20 protein-coding genes and 1 tRNA gene are annotated in these 22,203 nt (G+C 64.9%); 8 read left to right on the forward strand and 13 right to left on the reverse strand.

Going from position 1 to position 22,203, the window contains the following annotated elements:
- Nucleotides 1-41 precede the first annotated feature (41 nt).
- The gene (locus AC0L2F_RS00235) at nt 42-674 is read right to left on the reverse strand and encodes a 2-dehydro-3-deoxy-6-phosphogalactonate aldolase (RefSeq protein ID WP_007614589.1); all 633 of its coding nucleotides are present in this window, start codon (nt 672-674) and stop codon (nt 42-44) included.
- 13 nt (nt 675-687) lie between these two features.
- Nucleotides 688-1,602: a 2-dehydro-3-deoxygalactonokinase gene (locus tag AC0L2F_RS00240; RefSeq protein ID WP_473247110.1), complete on the reverse strand. Its 915-nt coding sequence runs from the start codon at nt 1,600-1,602 to the stop codon at nt 688-690.
- A gap of 238 nt (nt 1,603-1,840) precedes the next feature.
- On the opposite strand from AC0L2F_RS00240, the gene AC0L2F_RS00245 reads away from it, so the two are divergent.
- On the forward strand, nt 1,841-2,938 hold the full coding sequence (locus tag AC0L2F_RS00245; protein ID WP_473247111.1) for an LLM class flavin-dependent oxidoreductase: 1,098 nt from the start codon (nt 1,841-1,843) through the stop codon (nt 2,936-2,938).
- Between the two features lie 55 nt (nt 2,939-2,993).
- A complete protein-coding gene (locus AC0L2F_RS00250) occupies nt 2,994-3,548 on the forward strand; it encodes a flavin reductase family protein (RefSeq protein ID WP_473247112.1) in 555 nt (184 codons plus the stop codon).
- A 73-nt stretch (nt 3,549-3,621) separates the two neighbouring features.
- Here the strand turns inward: AC0L2F_RS00250 and AC0L2F_RS00255 are convergent, their stop codons facing one another.
- The 4 genes from AC0L2F_RS00255 to AC0L2F_RS00270 all read right to left on the reverse strand — a co-directional run bounded on the left by AC0L2F_RS00255 (nt 3,622) and on the right by AC0L2F_RS00270 (nt 11,399).
- On the reverse strand, nt 3,622-5,478 hold the full coding sequence (locus AC0L2F_RS00255; RefSeq protein WP_473247113.1) for a sigma-54-dependent Fis family transcriptional regulator: 1,857 nt from the start codon (nt 5,476-5,478) through the stop codon (nt 3,622-3,624).
- A 109-nt stretch (nt 5,479-5,587) separates the two neighbouring features.
- A complete protein-coding gene (locus tag AC0L2F_RS00260; protein ID WP_473247114.1) occupies nt 5,588-8,893 on the reverse strand; it encodes an acetyl-CoA carboxylase family protein in 3,306 nt (1,101 codons plus the stop codon).
- Between the two features lie 127 nt (nt 8,894-9,020).
- Complete coding sequence (locus AC0L2F_RS00265) at nt 9,021-9,704, reverse strand: aspartate/glutamate racemase family protein (RefSeq protein WP_473247115.1); 684 nt, start codon at nt 9,702-9,704, stop codon at nt 9,021-9,023.
- A 12-nt stretch (nt 9,705-9,716) separates the two neighbouring features.
- Nucleotides 9,717-11,399: a methyl-accepting chemotaxis protein gene (locus tag AC0L2F_RS00270; RefSeq protein WP_473247116.1), complete on the reverse strand. Its 1,683-nt coding sequence runs from the start codon at nt 11,397-11,399 to the stop codon at nt 9,717-9,719.
- A 298-nt stretch (nt 11,400-11,697) separates the two neighbouring features.
- On the opposite strand from AC0L2F_RS00270, the gene AC0L2F_RS00275 reads away from it, so the two are divergent.
- Nucleotides 11,698-12,198 (forward strand): hypothetical protein, encoded by a 501-nt coding sequence (locus AC0L2F_RS00275; RefSeq protein WP_007614603.1) that lies wholly within the window; start codon nt 11,698-11,700, stop codon nt 12,196-12,198.
- 12 nt (nt 12,199-12,210) lie between these two features.
- On the forward strand, nt 12,211-12,684 hold the full coding sequence (locus AC0L2F_RS00280) for a hypothetical protein (RefSeq protein ID WP_473247117.1): 474 nt from the start codon (nt 12,211-12,213) through the stop codon (nt 12,682-12,684).
- 3 nt (nt 12,685-12,687) lie between these two features.
- Here the strand turns inward: AC0L2F_RS00280 and AC0L2F_RS00285 are convergent, their stop codons facing one another.
- Entirely contained in the window at nt 12,688-13,287 is a 600-nt protein-coding gene (locus AC0L2F_RS00285; protein ID WP_473247118.1) for a TetR/AcrR family transcriptional regulator, read from the reverse strand.
- 110 nt (nt 13,288-13,397) lie between these two features.
- On the opposite strand from AC0L2F_RS00285, the gene AC0L2F_RS00290 reads away from it, so the two are divergent.
- On the forward strand, nt 13,398-13,775 hold the full coding sequence (locus AC0L2F_RS00290; protein WP_473247119.1) for a tautomerase family protein: 378 nt from the start codon (nt 13,398-13,400) through the stop codon (nt 13,773-13,775).
- Nucleotides 13,776-13,785: 10 nt separating this feature from the next.
- Here the strand turns inward: AC0L2F_RS00290 and AC0L2F_RS00295 are convergent, their stop codons facing one another.
- The 3 genes from AC0L2F_RS00295 to AC0L2F_RS00305 form a co-directional block, all read right to left on the reverse strand.
- Entirely contained in the window at nt 13,786-14,721 is a 936-nt protein-coding gene (locus tag AC0L2F_RS00295) for a CobW family GTP-binding protein (protein WP_473247120.1), read from the reverse strand.
- A gap of 3 nt (nt 14,722-14,724) precedes the next feature.
- A complete protein-coding gene (locus AC0L2F_RS00300; RefSeq protein ID WP_473247121.1) occupies nt 14,725-16,215 on the reverse strand; it encodes an amidohydrolase family protein in 1,491 nt (496 codons plus the stop codon).
- Nucleotides 16,216-17,060: 845 nt separating this feature from the next.
- Nucleotides 17,061-18,272: a hypothetical protein gene (locus tag AC0L2F_RS00305; protein ID WP_473247122.1), complete on the reverse strand. Its 1,212-nt coding sequence runs from the start codon at nt 18,270-18,272 to the stop codon at nt 17,061-17,063.
- Between the two features lie 232 nt (nt 18,273-18,504).
- Here AC0L2F_RS00305 and AC0L2F_RS00310 point away from each other — a divergent pair, with 232 nt between their 5' ends.
- Nucleotides 18,505-18,699, forward strand: a complete 195-nt coding sequence (locus AC0L2F_RS00310) for a HigA family addiction module antitoxin (RefSeq protein WP_473247123.1) — start codon at nt 18,505-18,507, stop codon at nt 18,697-18,699.
- Between the two features lie 16 nt (nt 18,700-18,715).
- Here the strand turns inward: AC0L2F_RS00310 and AC0L2F_RS00315 are convergent, their stop codons facing one another.
- From AC0L2F_RS00315 to AC0L2F_RS00325, 3 genes are all read right to left on the reverse strand, one after another.
- Nucleotides 18,716-19,249 carry a 2'-5' RNA ligase family protein gene (locus AC0L2F_RS00315; RefSeq protein WP_473247124.1) on the reverse strand — a complete coding sequence of 178 codons (534 nt, stop codon included), beginning with the start codon at nt 19,247-19,249 and terminating at the stop codon, nt 18,716-18,718.
- Between the two features lie 60 nt (nt 19,250-19,309).
- Nucleotides 19,310-19,384 (reverse strand) — tRNA-Glu (locus AC0L2F_RS00320).
- A 230-nt stretch (nt 19,385-19,614) separates the two neighbouring features.
- On the reverse strand, nt 19,615-19,959 hold the full coding sequence (locus tag AC0L2F_RS00325; RefSeq protein ID WP_473247125.1) for a hypothetical protein: 345 nt from the start codon (nt 19,957-19,959) through the stop codon (nt 19,615-19,617).
- Between AC0L2F_RS00325 and AC0L2F_RS00330 the strand changes: the two genes are divergently transcribed.
- Both AC0L2F_RS00330 and rpoH read left to right on the forward strand, forming a co-directional pair.
- On the forward strand, nt 19,958-20,965 hold the full coding sequence (locus tag AC0L2F_RS00330; RefSeq protein ID WP_473247126.1) for an RluA family pseudouridine synthase: 1,008 nt from the start codon (nt 19,958-19,960) through the stop codon (nt 20,963-20,965). The genes AC0L2F_RS00325 and AC0L2F_RS00330 overlap by 2 nt on opposite strands.
- Before the next feature lie 217 nt (nt 20,966-21,182).
- On the forward strand, nt 21,183-22,082 hold the full coding sequence (gene rpoH, locus AC0L2F_RS00335; protein ID WP_007596598.1) for an RNA polymerase sigma factor RpoH: 900 nt from the start codon (nt 21,183-21,185) through the stop codon (nt 22,080-22,082).
- Nucleotides 22,083-22,203: the final 121 nt, after the last annotated feature.

Consider the following 22,203-nt stretch of genomic DNA (forward strand, 5'->3'; position numbering starts at 1 on the left):
ACGCGCGACCGTGACCGCATCACGGCTGGTTTATTGCGGGCTCAGTCTTTCGCAATCGCCCGATCGTAGGCCGCAATCGTCAACTTTGCGCGCGCGGCGACATCAGCCGCCGACATGCCGGGCTTGTAGAGGCTGGAGCCGAGCCCGAACGCCGTCACGCCACCGTTGATATATTCCGCAAAATTCTGGTCGGAGACGCCGCCGACGGCGGCGATCATCACGCCGGCCGGCAGCACGGCGCGAATCGCGGCGATGCCGGATGCACCGAGCACGCTGGCCGGAAAGAATTTCAGGCCCGAGGCGCCGGAGCGCGCGGCATGCAGCGCCTCGGTCGGCGAGAACACGCCCGGCAACGTCACCATGGCGTACTGATGTGCACGCGTAAGCACCTGTGTATCCACATTCGGCGAGACCATCAACTTGCCGCCGACATCGTTGAGACGATCGACATCTGCGGTGGTCAGCACCGTGCCGGCGCCGATCAGCACGCCCGCCGGCGCCTGTTTCACGGCCGTTGCGATGGAGCGGAACGGGTCCGGCGAGTTCAGCGGGATCTCGATCGCAGTCATGCCGGCTTCGATCAGCACGCCGACGATGGCCTGCGTCTCCTCGGGCTTCACGCCGCGCAGGATCGCGACCAGTGGCCGCTTCATCGCCGGAAAGGGAACGCTCATCTCGACAGTCCTCTCATTTCATCCAGATCGCGGCAGCCGCCATCGACAGACCGCGGCGGACCGCTTCATCGGCATCGACCGGGTTCACAGTGACCGACAGCGCGCCGAAAGCCAGCCGGTACAGCGTCGCGAGCCGCCCCGAGGCAATCAAGGCAATGCCTGCTTTCGGCACGGCGCCAGACAGCCCCGCGGCCAGCTCGATGCCGATCAAGGTGCCCGACAGCGTTTCGCGCGCGGCAGCTGGCGTGCCGCCGAACAGCAACTGCCGCGACCGCGCGGTGAACAGAAGGTTGGCTGCAAAGGCCGGCGCTTCATACGCAGACTTCACCGCTGCCTGGAAGCTCGCGACATCCTCGGCGTCATCGGCCCCGGCAACCGCAAGCGACAAAATCGTCTCGCGCGAGACGACGCTGAAGAGCTCGCCGGTCATGAAGGTGGAGAAACGCGCGACGGTGCCGTCCTTCAGGCGCACCCATTTCGAATGCGTGCCGGGCATGCAGACCAGCGCTTCGCCGGCGGCATCGAGCCCGAGCGCGCCGAGCAATTGCGTCTCCTCGCCGCGCATCACGTCCGGCGCTCTTGGATCGCGCTGCGCGATACCCGGCAGGATGCGGATGTCGCGTGCTTCGCCCGGCACGCGCGCGGCCTGCTTCAGAACGGCGGAGAGTGGTGCCGGCGTGTCGACATAGCCGGCCTCGACCCAGCCCGTCTTGGCGCCGGCCATGCCGCAGACCAGAACCGGCAGTTGAGCTGGTGCTTCGACGGCGGCAAGATGCGATTGCAGCACGACCGCGAAACCGGTCTTTGCCGCCGCCAGCATGCCCTCATCGCTGCGGCGTTCGGCCAGCACCACGCCGGTACGATCGATCAACCAGAGCCGGAAGCTGCTGGTGCCCCAGTCCACCGCGACGTAAGCGGGTTCGGTCATCTCGGTTCTCGTCCTCGTCTCACCGGCAAGACGCCGTCTCGCGACAATGAGACGACATCAGGCAAATTCGCCCCGGGATATCGGCTATTGCCGCCGCAAACCAGCGTTTTCTCGCGGGTCTGAGACGCTGTAGTGCTGGCACACCGCTTGCGGAGCGGTGGCACACCGCTTGCTCAAGCAACCCTGCTCACATCCGTGAACCGCGCAACAAGACGCGTCAATTGTGGAGAGGAAACCCATGGAGATCGGCTATTTCACGATGCCTTCGCACCCGCCGGAGTGCGGCCTGAAGGAAGGGAACGACTGGGACCTGCAGGTCATGCGCTGGCTCGACGAGCTCGGCTATCAGGAGGCCTGGGTCGGCGAGCACCATACCGCTCCGTGGGAACCCAATCCCACGCCGGATCTGCTGATTGCACAGGCCCTGATGCAGACCAAGAATATTCGCATCGGACCGGGCGGCTTCCTGCTGCCCTATCACCACCCGGCCGAGCTCGCCAACCGCGTCGCCATGCTCGATCATCTCTCCGGGGGGCGACTCAATTTCGGCGTCGCAGCCAGCGGCCTGCCGAGCGACTGGGCGATGTTCAACGTCGACGGCATGAGCGGACAGAACCGCGACATGACGCGCGAGGCGCTCGAGATCATTCTGAAGATGTGGAGCGATCCCGCGCCCTGGACCTACAAGGGTAAATTCTGGACGGTGACCAAGCCGGACACGATGTTCGACTTCCTCAAGCCGCACATCAAGCCGTTGCAGACGCCGCATCCGCCGATCGGCGTCGCCGGTCTGTCGAAGAACTCGGACACGCTGAAGCTCGCCGGTGAGCGCGGCTTCATCCCGATGAGCCTCAACCTGAACCCGGCCTATGTCGGCAGTCATTGGGATTCGGTCGTAGCAGGTGCCGCCAAGACCGGGCGCAAGCCGGATCGCGCGGATTGGCGGCTGGTGCGCGAGGTGTTCGTCGCCGATACCGACGAGGAGGCGTGGAAGCTCTCGACCGGCGACATGATGGGGCGGATGATGGGCGAGTACTTCCTGCCGCTGCTCGGGCATTTCGGCTTCAAGGACTATCTGAAGCACGCGCCCGACGTGCCCGATAGCGACGTCACCGTCGAATATTGCGCCAAGCGGAACTGGATCGTCGGCTCGCCCGCGACCGTCGCCGAGAAAATCGAGAAGATCTACGAGGAAGTCGGCGGCTTCGGCGTGCTGCTGGTGTTCGGCTTCGACTACAAGCACAAGGCTGAAGCCTGGCATCACTCGCTGTCGCTGCTGAGGAACGAGGTGATGCCGCGCCTGAAGCATCTCGGCTCCGCGAAGAAGGCGGCTTGACCCGATGCGGATGCGGCGCGATCGTGCCGCATCCGTTCTTACTGGAGACCATCGCGTGAGCGTGGACGCTAAGAATTTCAAGCAGGCGATGCGCCAGTGCGCCGGCGCGGTCGCGCTGGTGACGGTGGGGGCCGAGCACGGCAAGCGCACGGGGCTGACGGTGACCTCGGCCTGCTCGCTGTCGGACAATCCGCCATCCCTGATCGTCTGCGTCAACCGCAACGCCAGTGCGCACGCGCGTATCCGCGAGGAAGGCGCGTTCGCGATCAACTTCCTGCACGAGGACCATGCGGCGCTGGCGCTGACCTTCAGTGGCCAGAAGGGCATCAATGGCGACGACCGTTTTGCGTTCGGGGAGTGGACGCGCGGGGTGACCGGCGCGCCGGTGCTGAGCGATGCGGTCGCCGCGTTCGACTGCGTGCTGGCCCAGGAATTCGAGACGTCGACGCATTCGATCTTCGTCGGCGAGGTGCGCGGCGTGTCGTATTCCGACGGGACTGCGCCGCTGGTATATCTGCGCAGCAGCTTCCACGCACCGCGCGAAATCCGTGGGACAGTCACAGTCGGAGATCTCGATTCCCGGCATCTGAGCTGGAGTGATTTTTCGTAAGGCAGCGGCGGCGAGTTCGCTACCGTTCCCTTCTCCCCTTGCGGGAGAAGGTGGCGCCGCACGCAGCTGAGGGCTACTGCGCCGTCTCGATCTTCAACTGCTTGATCTTCCGATACAGCGTGGCACGGCTCAGCTTCAGCGCGCGCGCCGCTTCGGTCACATGGCCGCCATGCTTGCGCAGAGCCTCGACGATCGTCGCGCGTTCGGCCGCTCCGAGACCCGGCTCCGCCGCCCTTCCACCAAACGGCGGCAGATCGAGGTCGGCGTCGGTGATGACGCCGTCCTCCGCCGTGCAGCCGGCGAGCCGCAGCACGTGGCGGAGCTGGCGCATGTTGCCGGGATAGGGATAGGCCGCGAGCTGCGCCCAGGCCTCGTCCGAGAGGGAGCAGTTCGGCGCTTCCTCGCGCGCGATCTGGCGGATGACGTCGTCGCGGTCGGCGCGCTCGCGCAAGGCCGGCAGCCGCACCTCCATGCCGCGCAGACGGAAATAGAGGTCGGTGCGGAAGGCGCCCTCCTCGGCCATGCGGCCGAGATCGCGATGGGTGGCGCTGATCAGGCGAATGTCGACCGGTACGGGCTTCAGCGCGCCGAGCGGCCACACTTCGCGGTTCTCCAGCACACGCAGCAGTCGCGTCTGCAGCGCGATCGGCATGTCGCCGATCTCATCGAGGAACAGCGTGCCGCCGTCGGCCTGGACGATCAGGCCCTTCGAGCCGTCGCGGCGTGCGCCGGTGAAGGCGCCGGCCTCGTAGCCGAACAGCTCGGCATCGATCAGGCTTTCCGGCATCGCCGCGCAGTTCAGCGCGACATAGTTGTGGCGTGCGCGATTGCCGGCTGCGTGAATGGCACGAGCGAACACATCCTTGCCGACGCCGGTCTCACCATGCAGCAGCACCGGTAGATTGTGATCGCCGATGCTTCTGAGCCGCTTTACACTCTTGATCAGTCCGGGATCGCGACCGGCGAGCCGGTGCAGCGCGTCGAACCGGTCCACAGGAACGTCACGACGCTGCGTGGACGGCCGTGGTCGCAGCGGCGGCGCGACATGGCCATGCCCCAAGGGACTGCCATCGCCCCTGCGCAGCTCGACGGTGCCGTCTGCGTCGCGCGCGGCGGGATGGTCGAACTTGACGTAGCGCGACAGATCGATGCCGGCTGCGATCAAGCCGTCGGTGAGACCCAGCAGTGCGCGCGCCGAACGGCAGGCGCCGACAATGCGGCGATCGTCGTCATAGGCGAGCAGGCCGCTGCCGCCGTCGCCCGGGACGGTCGCGATCCAGGCGTTGCGGAAATGACCGCGGAAGATCGCCCCCTCCATGCGCCGCGTCGCCTCCATCGTCACCGCCAGCGCAAGCTGATGCGCGGTGCGTTCGAGGTCCTCGCGGCAGGAGGTGATGTTGACGGCGCCTGCGAGCCGTCCGGCCTGGTCGAACAGCGGCGTCACGGCGCAGGAGAACATGTGCCACTGCGCGCGAAAATGCTCGTCGCGATGCACCAGGATCGGCTTCTGCTCGGCGAGTGCGGTGCCGAGCCCGTTGGTGCCCTCACAAGCCTCGGAAAAATTCGAGCCGGTGTAGATCTTCCAGTCCATGAATAGTCGTGCGTCGGCCTCGCCGGGCAGGCGGCTGAACAGCATGGTTGCGTTCACGTCTGCCAGATTGACGCAATAGCCGGCATCGCGCAGCACACGGGCGAGGTCGTCGAGTTCCGGTGTTGCGAGCCGGATCGTCTCCTCCATGGGTTCGGCGACGTGACGGATCTCGGCTTCGGTGAGCGTCTGCGGCGGCCCCTGACGGGCGGGATCGAGCTTGTGGCTGACCAGGCAGCGCCGCCAGGAATTGGCAATGCGCGAAGAGGCATCGACGTCGGCCACGTGATTGGCGACGGACAAGACACGGGCGACATGGTTCGAGGCCGAAAGGCTGGCCATCGCGGACGTCTCCACCCTGTATTATTGTGCAAAGTCTGGCACCGCAGGCGGGGATGTCAATCGGGAACCGGAAACGCGGCGAAGCGCAATCAGAATTGCTGCAGCGCCCTCACCACGTATCGATGCACGGCCGCTTCTTCCCAGTCCGCGCCGGCGGCTTCGGCACCGAGCGCAGGCCTGCCATGATCCACCGCCGCGTCTCGGCGGGATCGATGACGTTGTCGATCTCGAACACGGAGGCGATCGAGACCGCCTTGCCGTTGGCATAGAGCTCGGCGACCTTGTTGCGATAATAAGTCTCGCGCTCGACGGGGTCGGCGATCGCCTCCATTTCCTTGCGGAAGCCGAGCCGGACGTAACCCTCCAGACCCATGCCGCCGAACTCGCCGGTCGGCCAGGCCGCGGTGAAGAACGAGGCGTGGAAGCCGCCGCCGATCATCGACTGCGCCCCGAGCCCATAGCCCTTGCGCAGGACGATGCCGAACAGCGGCACAGTCAGGCTCGCGCCTGTCACGAACATGCGCGAGACGTGACGCACGATCGCGGTCTTCTCGGCTTCCGGGCCGACCATGAAGCCGGGCGTGTCGCACAGCGAGACGATCGGCAGATCGAAGGCGTCGCAGAGCTGGAGGAAGCGCGCTGCCTTGTCGCCGGCATCGGCGTCGATCGCACCGCCGAGGTGGCGCGGATTGTTGGCGATCAGGCCGAACGGTTTGCCCTCGATGCGGATCAGCGCGGTGATCATGCCGACACCGTAGTCGCGGCGCAGCTCCAGCACGGACTCCTTGTCCGCGACGAGGTCGATCACGCTGCGGATGTCGTAGACGCGCAGGCGGTTCTCAGGGATCGCGCGGCGCAACAGTCGCTGGTCGGCGGCCTGCCACTCCGTCACCGCGCCCTGGAAATAGGACAGATATTTTTGCGCAACACGCGTCGCCTCCTCCTCGTCCTCGACGAGGATGTCGATGACACCGTTCGGCGACTGGAACGTAACAGGACCGACCTCGGCCGGATGATAGACGCCGAGCCCGCCGCCCTCGATCATCGCGGGGCCACCCATCCCGATCGAGGCGTTTTTGGTCGCGATGATGACATCGCAGCAGCCGAGCATCGCGGCATTGCCGGCGAAGCAATAGCCGGAGACCACGCCGATGACCGGCACGAGACCCGAGAGTCTCGCGAACTGCACGAAGGACGGACCATCGAGCCCGGTCATGCCGAGCCGGTCGGTATCGCCGGGCCGCCCGCCGCCGCCTTCGGCATAGAACAGCAGCGGCACGCGCCAGTCTTCCGCGAGCGTCAGCATGCGGTCGATCTTCTTGTGATTCATGTGGCCCTGCGTGCCCGCGAGCACGGTGTAGTCATAGGCCACGACGATGCAGCGCCCGCCTTCGGGGCCGAACTTCCCGGCGTTAACGGTCGCGACGCCCATGACGAGGCCGTCGGCCGGCGTGTTCTTGACGAGATCGTCGAGCTTGCGCCGGCGCCGCTGCGCCGCGATCGCAAGGCTGCCGTACTCCATGAACGAGCCATCGTCGATGAGCTGCGCGACATTCTCCCGTGCGGTGCGCTGATTGGTGTTGCGGCGGCGCTCGACCGAGGCCGGGCGATTTTCGTCGAGCGTGTTGGCCTGGCGCGCGATCAGTTCGGCGAGATCGGGACGGATGTGGTCGAGATCGACATCGGTTTCCGTTGCCGACGCGTCCGCCGCAACGTCGAGCGGCTCCAGATACATGATCGGCTCGCCATGCATCAGCGTGACACTGTCGCCGGCGACGAGCTTCATGACGCGTCCGCCCTGCTCGGCCATGACGAGATGCTCCATTTTCATGGACTCGATCACGGCGAGCTGCTGGCCCGGGCGCACGACCTCGCCTTCCTTTACCTGGATGGTGACGATGGTTCCCTGCAAGGGCGCTGCGACCATCACGGCGCCTTCAGGAACTACCTGCGCGACGTGTGCGTCGGTGTCTTGGCCGACGCTTCGCTCGCTCGCGGCAAAATACAGCGGCTTTGCAGCGCCATCAGCGGCCTCCACGAGCTTCGCGATATTGCGATCGATGAAGTCTGTCGCGATGCGGTTGGCCCTGAAGTCGGGATGCGCCAGCACGGCCTGGAGGAAGGCGATGTTGGTGATGACGCCGTCGATCCGAAACTCGCGCAAGGCACGCGAAGCCTTGGCAACGACCTCGTGCCAGGCTTCACCGGGCGTATGCACGATGACCTTTGCCAGCAGCGAGTCGAAGGCGGCGCTGGTCTTGTAGCCGGCATACCCAAAACTGTCGACGCGGACGCCGGGACCTGACGGCGGCTCGAACACGGCAAGTACGCCGCCGGTCGGGTGCGTCGCCCCCAGCTCGTCCAGCGTCTCCATGTTGACGCGCAACTGCATGGCGTAGCCGCGCGGTTTCGGGATCGAAGCTTGCGCCAGGCCGAGCGAGGCAAGCGAGGCACCGCCAGCGACCGCGAGTTGGGCGCGGACGAGATCGAGGCCGAGCACCTCTTCCGTCACGGTGTGCTCGACCTGAAGCCGCGGGTTGGCCTCGATGAAGGCAAAACTGTCTTCGGCAGTGCCGTCAACCAGGAACTCGAACGTGCCGAGATTGTCGTAGGACGCGGCCGCGGCGAGTTGCTTGGCCGCTTCGATGATCCGGCCACGCAAGCCGTCGCTGAGCGACGGGCTCGGCGCTACCTCGATCAGCTTCTGGTGCCGGCGCTGAATCGAGCATTCGCGTTCCCAAAGATGAGAAATCGCGCCATGGCCGTCGCCGATGATCTGCACCTCGATATGGCGCGCCTGCCGGATCAACCGCTCGGCATAGACGCCGTCGAAGCCGAACGCGGCCTTTGCCTCGGACTGGCAGCGCGCGTAGGCCTCCGCGAGATCGGCAGCGCACTCGACCACGCGCATGCCGCGGCCGCCGCCGCCGGCCATCGCCTTGATCACGATCGCCGCGTTGCTGCCGAGCGAGGTGAAGAACGCCGTGATGTCCTCCAGCGAGGACGGCCCGCTGGTGCCGGCGATGATCGGCACGCCGCAGCGCTTTGCCAGCTGACGTGCCGCCACCTTGTCGCCGAACAGTTCGAGCGCCGCCGGCTTCGGCCCGACAAAGGCGATGCCTGCATCGGCGCAGGCCTTCGCAAACGCAGCGTTCTCGCTGAGGAAGCCGTAGCCGGGATGCATGGCGTCGCAGCCTGCGCTCTTCGCCGCCTTCACCACGGCCTCGATGTCGAGATAGGCCCGCGCGCCGCGCCCGGGAATTTCGACCGCCTCGTCGGCAACCCGCACATGCAGCGACAGCGCATCGTCCGCGGGATGGATCGCGACCGTCGCGATCCCCGCGTCCGCCGCCGCACGCGCGATGCGGATGGCGATCTCGCCGCGATTGGCGATCAGGAGCTTCTTGAACGACATGCAGCGTCTCCATGCCCGCGTGCCCAAACGCGGGTCGGCAGGTCCGATGGTTCTGCTTCGTCACTTTAACCGAGGTCGTCAAGGGCAAGAACGCTAGTGGCGACGACCGTTCCCGCGGGCCGGAATTTCAGTCGGGCGCGCACGCCGTGATGAGGCGAATAATCCGCGCCACGGCAGACGGGATCGGCGCGATCACCGGCACGGTGAACATCGGCTGAAGCTCGCGCGCGACGTCGCCCAGCGGCCCGCCACCGACGATGACCGCCTCCGCGCCATCCTGCGCGATGCAGGCCTCGACCGCGCCGGCGAGCGCTGCGCGCAATCGCGCCGGATCGCCCATCAGGTCTTGCGGATCGCCCTGCGCGAAGCGCGCGCCGGTGTAACGCGATCGCAACCCCAGCGCGTCCGGCAAGGCGTCGATCTTCGCCTCCAACAGCGGCGTGGTGGTCGCCACGCCGAAGCGGCGGCCGTTCTCGGCGGCTGCCAGCATCGCGGACTCGCCGATGCCGACCGCGGGCAGTTTTAGCGCGGCCTTTATCCCGGTCAATCCGGGATCGCCGAACGCCGCGACGATGATACCGTCGCAGGCATGCCGGTTCGACTGCGCGATCTCCAGAACTTCGGTGGAGGCCGCATCCAGCGCATCCGGCTTCACGATCATTTGCGGCGCGCGGGTTGCGGTCGCGCCGTCGATGTCGAAGCCGTTCCCGGCAGCCGACCTCGCGATGGCGACCATCATCGCAGTGGTCGCCACGGAACTGTTCGGATTGATCAGGAGAATGCGCGCGCGCCGATCGGAAGTTTGGCCCATCCCCCTGCTATACTAGGCCGCCCGCACCCCCGCAACGAAAGCGCTGACCTCGTTTTCCAGCGATTGCAGCTTCTGCGACAGCCGGCCGCTCGATTGCAGCACGAGGCCGGCGGCCTGGCCGGTCTCCGCCGTGGCATCGGTGACGCCCGAGATGTTCTGCGAGACCTGGTCGGTGCCGGAGGCGGCCTCCCGCACGCTGTGGGCGATCGCCGCGGTCGCGGCGCCCTGTTCCTCCACCGCTGCGGCGATCGACGAGGAGATCTCGTTGACCTCCATGATGGTCTTGCGAATGCTGTCGATGTTGCCGACGACCTGGTTGGTCTCGGCCTGGATCGCGGTGATCTGCGCGCCGATCTCGTCGGTCGCCTTCGCGGTCTGGCTTGCCAGCGACTTCACTTCGCTTGCCACCACGGCAAAGCCCTTGCCGGCCTCGCCGGCGCGCGCCGCCTCGATGGTGGCGTTGAGCGCGAGCAGATTGGTCTGCGAGGCGATCTGGTTGATGAGGTCGATGACCTCGCCGATCTTGTGCGCGGCCGCCGCCAGCCCCTGCACGGTGTCGTTGGTGCGTTGACCGTCGGCGGCGGCCTTGTCGGCCACGCTTGCAGCCTGCGCCACGCGCTGGCTGATCTCGGTGATCGAGGACGACAGCTGCGCGGCGGCGGAGGCCACCGTCTGCACGTTGCTCGAGGCCTGCTGGCAGGCGGTGGCGACGAAGCTCGCACGGTCGGTCGCCTTGTCGGCGGTCGCGGACATACCCTGCGCGGCCTGCTGCATCGCGCGCGCCTCGTTGAAGACGTCGCGGACGACGGCTTGAACGTTGGCCTCGAACTTGCCGGCGAGGTCGGTCATCGTCTTGCGCTTCTCCTCGTCGGCCTTCTGCTTCGTCTCCTGCTGTTCGGCGTGCATCCGGCCGACCGCCGACGCATTGTCCTTGAACACGGCGAGCGCCTTGGCGAGCCCGCCGATCTCGTCGCGACGGTCGGTATGGGGCACGTCGAACGCGCTGTCGCCGGCGGCGAGGCGCTCGGTGAGCGCGGTGATCTTCGCCAGCGGCCGGGTCACGCTGCGGCCGATCACGAAGGAAGCGCCGAGCACGAGCACGAACACGACCAGGCACACCAGGGCGAAGGTCATCGCATTCTGTCGGAAGACGGCATCGACGTCGTCGAGATAGATACCGGTGCCGATGATCCAGCCCCAGGGCGCAAAGCCCTTCACATAGGAGATTTTCCCGACCGGCTGGTCGAAGCCGGGCTTCGGCCAGAGGTAGCTGTAGAAGCCCGCGCCCTGCTTCTTGACGACGTCGACGAAGCCGACGAACAGCGCGTTGCCGGACGGATCCTTCATCCCGGCGAGATCCTTGCCATCGAGCTCGGGCTTGATCGGGTGCATGACCATCTTGGGGGTCATGTCGTTCAGCCAGAAATACTCGACCTTGTCGTAACGCAGGCTCTTGATCTCCGCGATCGCGCCGGCCTGGGCCTGCTCGCGCGGGAGTTTTCCCTCGCTCTCGAGCTTCTGGTAGTGCGCCAGGATGCCGTAGCCGACGTCGACCATGTGCTGCGTCTTGGCCTCACGGTCCGCGATCATCTGCGTGCGCAGGGTCGACAGCGCGATCGGCGCCAGCGCGATCATGCCGAGGAGGCTGATGCCGACAATCAGGACCAGCTTGAAACTGATGCGGGAGAAAAACATTGGAGCTCGCAAGAATTGGAAGGGCTGATATGCCAGTTTATCCCGCGCCCCTTAGCAAAGCTTTAAGCATTCGGGTTCCCCCAAAAACTCCGCAGATCTCCGTAGGATCCTACCGGCGTGCCGCGCACGGCCTCGCAGGTTCACGACGCCGGCTGCATCCGAAATGCGAACTCTTCAAAACTAGAAGCCCTCGACATCGCCCCTCCGAGCGTTGACTTGCAGGGGGCGCTGACGGAACGATCGGGACAGATCATCGGCGCCAGCCGGAGCGTGGACGCAGCCAGAGGCCGGAGGCTCAATGCATCAATCGACATCGACAGGATCCCTCGACCTTCCGTCGCTGAGCGCGGCGGAGCGGCTCTTCATTTGGGGATTTCGGGCCAAGGCACGCAGCGGAAGCGCCGTTCCGACCGCGGCCGACATTCAGCAAGTGTACGACCATTTTCGCGTGGGCGACGCCGTACCCTCGCTGGAATCCATCGTCGAGATCTTTGCGTGCACGGCGCACACGGCCATCGCGGTGCACTGCCCGACCTGTCCACGCATGTCCGACAGCGAGCACGGCATGTTGCGGGCGATCGCCGCGGCGCAGAAAGAGCGCGACGATATCGCGCGCGAACAGTTCGAATGCTGGCTGCCACCGGTCGGCGCCGATTGGGCCCTCGCACCTGTGCGGGGGCTTGCAACGATCTTCCGCATGGCCGGTCTCATCCTGCCCGACCGACACGTTCCGTCTTTCGACCATGACCGAACGATGGCGATGAAGAGCTGGCTGGTCGGAAGCCCGACGTTGCACTGACCGGGATCGCGCATGATGCAGGATAATTGCGGCTCTGTGTCTGTCACGGAAGCCGGCCAGGCGCGGCTCTGTCCGCTTCAGGCCGCGCTTGTGACGCTGCCTGACGTCGAGAGCTACGATGATTTTGGCCGCGTCACGCTCTCGCTGTTCCGGTTCATCGCTGCCGCCTATGCGACCGGCGCGTCCGATTGCTGGGAGGCGGCCTATCGCTTTGCCGACGAGGCGCCTGGCATCGCCGACAGCCCGCTGCTGGTCGCACGCGTTGCCGCGCTGGTCAGAATCCTGCGCAGCGGCCGGCCCTGCCAATTGTGCTTCATGCCGCCGTCGTGCCGGCGCCTTTCGAAGGACGAGGCGGAATTGATGCGGCTGCTGGCGGTGGCGCGCGGCAGCCAGGCGGGTGAGCTCGAATCCGCCGTCTGCCAGTTCGTCGGCAACGAGAACGAGACCGTGACGACGCGGGCGGTCAACGCGCTCGCGGTCTGCTGACACCTAGTCGCCCTTCTTGCCGAGCACGAGATCGATGGTGTGGGCGGCGATCTTGCGCAGCTGAGGCTCGTCGCCGAAGGCACGTTCGAGCACCGCGAGCCCGCGCGTCACCGTGATGATGTGCAGCGCTGCGGACGCGGGGCTGCCGTTGAATTCACCGCGCGCCGCACCCGCCGACAACGCCTCCTGAACCAGAACGGTAATGCGCGAGATGAGGTTCGCGAAGGCTTGCCGCGCCTCCTCGTCCAGCCCCTCGCCTTCGGCCGCGCCGAGCTCCATCAAGCCGCGCGTCGTCGGACATCCGCGCGGCGGTGTGCCGGAGCGGAAGTTTGTGATGGTCAGATCGAAGAACGCGGTGAGGCGTTTTCGCAAGCTGCCCGCAGCGAGCGCTTTTTGCAGCGCAAGAAGATAGTCGCCCGCGTAGCGCTCATAGGCCTGGAGGAACAGCGCCTCCTTGCTGCCGAAAGCATTGTAGAGGCTGCCGCGCTGGACACCGGCATCCCGCGCGATGTCGGACAGCGAGGTGCCGCGCACGCCCTTGCGCCAGAACTGGTCGAACGCGATCCGCAGGACGTCGTCGTGGTCGAACTCGCGCGGCCTCAAGGTTTGCTCCTGCCGGGAATATTTGACACGCCGTCAAAAATGTTGTTTCTTGACGTTGCGTCAAGAACAAACTGGTGCCGATGCGCCCTCTCGTCAATGAGGAATTCGCGATGCCTCTCCTCCACATCTCGATGCGCGCCGGAAAGCCGGAAGCCTATCGGAAGGCCATCCTCGACGGCCTCTACCGTGCCATGCGCGAAGCGCTGAACGTCCCTGACGGCGACGAGTTCATGACCATCAGCGAGCTCTCGCCTGCGAACTTCCGCTGCGGCAACGCCTATGGCGTCGAGCGCAGCGACGACGCCGTGCTGATCCAAATCACCGTGTTCGCCTCGCGCACCCCTGAGCAGAAGAAGGCCCTGTACCGGCGGATCGCGGACCTGCTCGGCGAAAACCCGGGCATCCGCCCCGAGGACGTGTTCGTGAACGTGCTCGACGCGCCCGCGGAGAACTGGTCCGTCGGCCACGGCGTCGCGCAATTCGCTTGAGGCGGCAGCTTCACCGATCCACAACGCACGTCTCCATGATCCCATCGAGCTCGGCCTTCGAGAGCACCCCGAGCTCGGCGATGAAGACGATCCGCGCACGCGGCGCGCCCGACGTCGGCGCATCGCCATCTGCGGGGACCAGCGTGGCGCGGCCGGCGGCGAACTGAAACACCATCCGGCGCCCGGGCTGCTCGACGGTCTCGAACAGGCCTTTTGCCCGCGCGAGTTTTGGCGCGAGCCGACCGATCGCCTGCTGCAGGCGCGGCAGCGAGATCGGCTGGTCCGACGTCCAGCTGAGCGTCTCGAAGCGTTGCTCTGTCGGACGTTTCGGTCCGGGCTCGCGTAGCGCGGGGGCGCGATCGACGGTTGCGGGAAACAGCAGCGCGGACGGAATCTCGCCGTGCTGCGCATCGACCACCACGGCAGGAACGCGCTGCGCGCGGATGGCCTCGCGCATCCGGGAGCCCGCGCCCTCGTCCGCCAGATCCAGCTTGCTCAGAGCCACGATGTCGGCGACGCGCAATTGCGAACGGTGCAGCGCATTGTCCAGGGCAGCCGGCGGTGTCGCCGCGTCCATCACGCAGAGCACGGTTTCCAGCGGCGCCTCGCGCAGGATCACGGGATCCATCAGGTTACGGACGATCTCGGCGGGATCGGCGACGCCGCTGGTCTCGATGACGATGTACTCCGGCTTGGGATTTCGCCGCAGCAGCGTCGCAAGCGTGCGCAAGAGGTCGCCTTCGAGCGAGCAGCAGATGCAGCCGTTGGCGAGGCTGACCACGCCGTCGCTCACGCCCGCGATCAGCTCGGCATCGATGTTGATCGCGCCGAAATCATTGACCACAGCGGCGATCCGCCGCCCCTCCGCATGCGCCAGCAGATGGTTGACGACAGTGGTCTTGCCGGCCCCCAGAAAGCCCGTCACCAGGAGAATGGGGACCGGCATGTCTCAGCCCCCAACGACGGGGCGGCGCACGGGACGGCCAGGCCGCGCCGCCACGTCCAGCACACCATCTGTGATCAGCGGTTGGCCGCTGACCACGAGATGCCGCACGCCTTCGGAGGGGCGGTTCATCGCCGTGAAGGTCGCGCGGTCCGAGAGCTTCTCGTAGTCGAACACGACGATGTCGGCATCGGCATCCTTCGCGAGCCTGCCCTTGACGCGCATCGCGGGCGTGCTCTGCGACAGGATCTCCGCCGGGATCAGCGCGCATTTGCGCACGCCTTCGAGCAGCGACACGGTCTTGCGCTCGCGCACCCATTCGCGGATGAATTTGGTGAAGCAGCCCGCCGAGCGCGGATGCGAGGTGGCGTCGTCCGGCAGCGGCCAGGCATCGCCGGTGTAGGTCTTGCCGTCCGACGTCGTCCACGGCATCGCGTCGGAGGCGATGGCGCCGCCGGGATAGAGCACCGACATGTCGAGGAGGTCGCGGTGATGCGCATTGTTCTCGGTGTCGAGAATGTGCCACAGCACCAGCGAGGACGGCTCTTCCGCCTGCGCCTTCAGGAGCTCCTCGCGATCGCTGAAGCGATGGCCGTCGGTGACCCGCTGCACGGAATCGTAACCGGTGCCGTTGCGCTCGACGAATTCGGGGTCGCTGAAGAACGCCGCCGCCAGCACGGTCGAGCCGGTGCCGTAGGGATAGGCCTCGACCGTAATCGGCAGGCCCTGGGCCTGCGCTTTCGCGATCAGCACGCGGCAGCGCTCGACGTCGGTCTTGCTCGACGAGTTGAAATGGCAGATGTGCATGTGCGCGCCGGTGGCGCCGGCATAGCCGATCAGGCGGATATAGGCCTCCGCCGCGCTCTCGGGGTCGACCCGCGACATGTAGGCGACATGCGTGAAGGTCGGCACGTCCTGCGCGGCAGCGAGCTGGCACACCGCGGTCAGCTCCTGCACCCCGGCGCCCGGGGCATAGGCATTCAAGATGCCGATGCCGATGCCGCCCTCGTTCAGGCCGCGCGAAAGGCGCTCCAGAATGCCGGCGACCTCGGCATCGCTCGCCACGTTGTCCATCCAGCGGCGATCGCGCATGGCATTGCCGAACGCCTCCAGCGAGCTCTCCGCATTGGAGCCCGTCATCGCGCCGATGCGCGCGAAAGCCCAGTTGGTCGCGGCGCCGTAGTTCAGCACGCGTCCCTTCCGCGCCTGGCGCTCATACCAGGACCCGACCGGCAGCACGCCGGCTTCGAGATCGAGCGTCGTCGTGACGCCGTCGAACGCCTGCATGCGATCGGCGGGGAGCGACTGGCCATGCGCGTGCAGGTCGATGAAGCCGGGCGCGACCACGAGCCCGGTCGCGTCGATCACCCGCTCGGAGCTGCCGAGCCCCGTTCCGACCGCGGCGACCTTGCCGTCCACTACCGCCACATCCCCGATGGCGTCCATTCCGCTGGCGGGATCCACCACCCGGCCGCCAGAGATCACCAAGCCGCTCATGTCGTCGCTCCCTCACGCTGAATTCGCATCAAGGCAGATTCCGCGAGGGACGACCACCTCCACCGATGCCGACGCATCATGCTCGCAAGCAAGGCTCGCAAGGAAGGCTCGAAAGAGAGGTCAATTCACATGCGGGTCGCGGACACGCGCTCGCAGTCTCGCGGCAGGTTTGCCCGAGTTATGCTTCTCGCTTCACCCCTCCGAAAGGAAAGGGCGCAGGGAAGACCGGGCGCCGGCTGGCACCCATAAAAACCCCCATGCGAACTGATTGCACACGCAATGCACAGGGGAGCCACAGGGCAGCCGAGACCAGGCCTTCCCTGCGCGATGGTTTGACGGCCTATGCCGCGCTCTCCCCGGAGACGAGTTCCTGCTTGCCTCCGTCACCTCCGCGAAATGCACGGCACCGCGCCGGTTGACGCGCTGACGCCTTCGCAAAGGCTTGACCGTAGCAACGACGGCCAGGACCACACGGTTTCGCCGTACGCGAGCTTCCTGCTTCGCCCAAGGCTTCGCAGGACATGCCTGCTTCGCCAGAGGCTTCGCGAGGTTTGAGCGCCGTCCGTCGATGCGGTTCGTGCCATGCTCACGAGGTTCATCTCGCCCTGCACGTTACTCACCCGCCTTTAACGCCGCCCGCGTCCACCGCAACTCCCAACCCGCGTTCGTGACGACGTACGACCGCCCCTTTTGTGGGCTGGGATGGGCAACACATACGATATTTCCGAATTTCGGTAAAGTGGAATATTTTTGTGGGAGGGGATTGACAGCAGATTTCGACTGCTTCGCGGCTTCGATGACAAGAGGTCTTCATCGCCGGCCGATTTAGAGGCGCCTTCAGGCGATCAAGGCCTGCCCAGTAGGACCAGGTTTGCGGCCTTAGCGATCTGCTGACGCGTCATAAAAAAATATTCGCCGGACGCGTGCGTGGTATTTTGATGCGCCCAACTGTGGGCCACAGATTCAATACGCAGCGCTTCCGTTTGATCGGGCCATCCCTGAGAGGCAACCAGCTTAAACTGCATCGCAAAAATTGCCGCAATATGGTTCCCGGAAAGCTCCAACACGCGTCGCTCGCGATCGTTGGTTATCCCAATTTTCACCAAACACGTGTCGGGCGGCGCTGACGTATGGACAAGAGGACCCCTATTATCGCAAATAGCGAGATACGTGAATGTAGCGGGGTCTTGCTCAAATTGTTTGACGATTTTTTGGGAACGACCATAGACCGAGGCCTCTTCCAACGGATATTGCGTTAAAGCTGCGACCTCAGTCAGCTGCAGCTTGACGACGGAGTTGGTGGCGTCCCATCCAACCTTGGAAGTTGTAGGAAGCATATCTCTCGTGAACGGCTTGGAGGGAAAAGTCCAGGCGCGATCAACCTCAAGACCGAAAGGCCATTTGTCCTTGCCCCATTTTGATATCGATAGCTTGCGGAATTCTGGCTCAACGTGAGTTTCGGATAGAACCGGATTTGGGAGCACGCGCATCAAACCAAGGACGCGTCCTAAATTCTCTGGAAGCATGGCCAGAGCGCCAGCATCGTTTTCCTGCTGATTAGGACTGCAAAATTGGACGACGAATATTGGTTCACCGTCCATTAGCTTCAGAACGCGATCCCGGCTTCCTTCTCTCCCGAAGCCCAGCATCCCCCATCGATCAGGATCAAAGCCATAGCCTCTCGTGGCAAACATTCGCTTGAAGTCAATTTCGGCTCGCCGTCTCCGCGGGAGATCGAATTCTTCGACTGTTGACCAATCAAAACGTTGCGCTTTCTTTTGCTCGGCGCGAAGATCAAATTCACCGACCACTTCTCTGATCGCGTTCAGACCTCTCTCGGATGGAGAATCGGTGCCGGTTGCGCACACTATAGAGGTCAGTATCGGAAGTTTACGCGCTCTGCAGAACTCGAGAACCTTCGTAAGCGGCGTTCCGAGACCTTGGCCAGTTTTGTTGTACCAACCAATGCGATCTGCAAGAATCGGATATGTCGTTTTCGAGCCCCTCGATGCATATTCCGCTAGAATTTGCCCAACGTGTTTTGCTTCCGGGTCCATGTCGCGCCCTCGTTGACGTGTAGATTTCTCGTTTTCTAACATGCGTCATAAGTTATAAAATGAGGTATAAAATTCGAGCTCAGGGGAAACAGGCGCTCACCGGGTCGCGACCAACGCAGAGGAGTTCGCAGATGGCACGGAAGCTTCCGCCGATTCATTCCGGCGAAATCCTGCGGGAAGAATTTCTCGTTCCGCTCAAGCTGACACCTACTCGGTCGCGGCCGCTCTGAACGTGCCCCGCACGAGGATCGAGCGTATTGCGCGCGAGGAAAAGCCCGTCACCGCCGATACAGCGCTGCGGCTCGGCAAGTTCTTCAAGACCGGCGCGGCGTTCTGGATGAACATGCAGGCGCGCTTCGACCTCGAAACGGCCGAAGACGTGCTCGCACCACAAATCAAGAAGATCGCGGCTTACAAGGCGGCATGAGTCGCGTGACGGCCAACTACGACGGCAGTCTCTCCTCGGAGATGATCCGCACCGGCGGAAAGGCGACGCAATCCACCACATCGAACAACACTTCAATTCGTCGATCGAATGAACGTGCGAATGCGAAAGCGTCACCGCGACATTCATCGGCGATACGCGTGCCGAGCGTGCAATGCGGCGTCCACGTTCCCGGCCGGTAATGAGGACGACAATGTGCCGGGTCGATTGCGGCGCTGATAGAGCGGTGGATGCAGGTTAGCGCCTTATTGGAAATCGGCTCCGCCCAGAGCACGAGTGGCGAGCCTTCGAACCAGCGAATACGTTTGAACTCGATGCGCAATTGCGTTTCGCCGGCAACGGCCGCCACCATGGCGTCCCATGCGATCTTCTCGCTGATGCCAGGGGAATCGTAGATCGCAAACGTGAAATGTGGCCGGTAGCCTAGCGCACGCATCGATGGCTCGACCTCGAACGCTCCAACCTGATCCCACAGCTGTTCGATCTCGCCAGCGGAGACGTGGTCGGCCCGGATATTGATGGCAAGTGCCACAGCCTCACCCTGTGGGCGGAACAGTCAATCGCCAAACGGGGGCAGATCGAATTAAGAAAATGGCGCTCCCTAGGGGAATCGAACCCCTGTTTCAGCCTTGAGAGGGCCGCGTCCTAACCGCTAGACGAAGGGAGCGTGAGGGAGAGGACATAGCCTCGAATTTTGCCGGCGGCAAGCGGGGATCGAGGGGTTTTAGACGCGCAATCGGCGTCGTCCTGGCGAATGCCAGGACCCATTACCCCGAATGAGCGTGGTTAAGGCAAATCGGAACGACGATCTCGTTCGTGCAACCGGATTCGGTGGTTATGGGTCCTGGCTTTCGCCAGGACGACGATGGCGGCGAGTTCCGCGCCCCAGCCCCCGCCTTACGGCTCATTGGCGAATTTCAGCTTTCCGGCCGGCCTCAGAGTATGGGCATCGAAGGTGCGGATCTCGGTGACGCCGCCAATGTCGAGCGTGATCACGAGCCGGTCGCCGGCGACGCCGCTCGAGACGATTTTGGCGCCCTTCGGTAGAGTTGCGGTGACATCGCCGACAGGCTCGGGCGCCCTTCCCTCGGACTTGAAAAGGCGGTAGCCCACCGCGATCAGCACGGCGCAGATTGCCAGCGCCGTGGTCAACCCCGCGATCAGCATCATCCGCCGCACCCGCGCGAACAGCGCGGCCTGCTCGGGGCTCGGTTCGGGAACAACGGTATCAGACGTCGTCATGGAAAATTCTGGCTCTGCGCAAAGGTTGGAGGTGGTCGTCGAGGGCTCCGAGGGCTCGACCCGGCTCGACCGCGTGCTGGCGGTGCACCTTGCCGAGCTGTCGCGATCGAGGCTGAAAGCCCTGATTCTGGCGGGCGCGGTGAGCCTCAGGGACGCCGCGATCCGGGACCCCGCTTATCACGTCGCCTCCGGCGATACGATCACAATCGACGTGCCGGAAGCGGCCGCGCCGGAGCCGAAAGGCGAGGATATCGCCCTCGACATCGTGTTCGAGGACGACGACATCGTCGTCCTCAACAAGCCGAAGGGGCTGGTGGTGCATCCCGCGGCGGGACACGAGACCGGCACGCTGGTGAACGCGCTGATCGCCCATTGCGGCTCATCACTGTCGGGCATCGGTGGCGTCCGCCGGCCCGGCATCGTGCACCGGCTGGACAAGGACACCACCGGGCTGATGGTGGTCGCCAAGAACGACCTCGCGCATGCCTCGCTCACCGCGCAGTTCGCCGACCACGGCCGCACCGGGCCGATGCGGCGCGGCTACATGGCCTTCGCCTGGGGGCTGCCGGGCCGCCACCGCGGCACCGTGGACGCGCCGATCGACCGCCACCCGCATGCGCGCGAGAAGATGGCGGTGCGCCAGGGCGGCCGCGAGGCGGTGACGCATTGGGAGCTGCTGGAGAGTTTTAACGGGCGTGACGGCAAGCCGATCGCGACGCTGCTCGCCTGCGAGCTCGAGACCGGGCGCACCCACCAGATCCGCGTCCACCTCGCCCATATCGGCCACCCCCTGATGGGCGACGCCGTCTACGGCCCGCATTTCAAGACCAAGGCGAACCAGCTGGCGCCTGAGTCGCAGGCCGCCCTCGCCGCGCTGGGGCGGCAGGCCCTGCACGCTTACCTGCTGGTATTGGAGCACCCGAGAAGTGGAGAATTAGTTCACTGGGAGACGCCTCTGCCGGAGGATTTGCTTCTCCTTCAGGGGGCCCTGAAAGCGGCGCAATGACGCAGGCCGCTTCAGAAATGCTTTACATTACAAAAAGTTATAGCTGCCACACGGGGACGTGACGTCAGCAATCCTTCCCTTTTTGCCTCCCGATGGGGTATATTGCGCTTGCGTTGAAGACCAACGCGGAACATCGCAGCACCGATCGGCTTTAACCAAGCGGTCGTCTGCCTGGCCCGCCGCTATCGGGGGCCTGAACCTGTTTGGAGGGCGCACTATGGCCCGTACAGCTACCCTGCCGGTCCTTAATGGCGAATCCGGCCTTTCCCGTTACCTCGGCGAGATCCGCAAGTTTCCGATGCTGGAACCCCAGCAGGAATACATGCTCGCCAAGCGTTGGCGCGAGCACGATGATCGTGACGCCGCGCACCAACTCGTCACCAGCCATCTCCGGCTCGTGGCCAAGATCGCCATGGGCTATCGCGGCTACGGCCTGCCGATCTCCGAGGTCGTCTCGGAAGGCAATGTCGGCCTGATGCAGGCAGTGAAGCGGTTCGAGCCCGAGAAGGGCTTCCGTCTCGCTACCTACGCGATGTGGTGGATCAAGGCGTCGATTCAAGAGTACATCCTGCGTTCGTGGTCGCTTGTAAAGATGGGCACCACCGCGAACCAGAAGAAGCTGTTCTTCAACCTGCGCAAGGCGAAGAGCAAGATTTCCGCGCTGGACGAAGGCGATCTCCGCCCCGACCAGGTGGCCATCATTGCCAAGCGTCTCGGCGTCACGGCCCAGGACGTGGTCGACATGAACCGCCGCCTCGGTGGCGACGCGTCGCTCAACGCGCCGATCCGCGACGACGGCGAAGCCGGCGAATGGCAGGACTGGCTGGTCGACAATTCGCCCAACCAGGAAGCCATGCTGGCCGAGCACGAGGAGTATGATCACCGCCGTGACGCCCTGAACGGCGCCATGGGCGTGCTCAACCCGCGCGAACGCCGCATCTTCGAGGCGCGCCGCCTCGCCGATGAGCCGATGACGCTGGAAGACCTTGCTGCCGAGTTCGGCGTGTCGCGCGAGCGCGTCCGCCAGATCGAGGTCCGCGCTTTCGAGAAGGTGCAGTCCGCGGTCAAGGGCACGATCGCAAAGGCCGAACAGGCCGCGCTGGAAGCCGCGCTCTAAGCGCGGGTTTCTAGCGCCAGAGATTGGCGGATCGACGAGAGACAGAAAGCCGGCGGCAACGCCGGCTTTTTTTTGCGTGTGAGGTGCAGCATGTTCGCGGGGACGCGGACCAGGCATCTTG

It is taken from the genome of Bradyrhizobium sp. Ken64, from assembly GCF_055807555.1.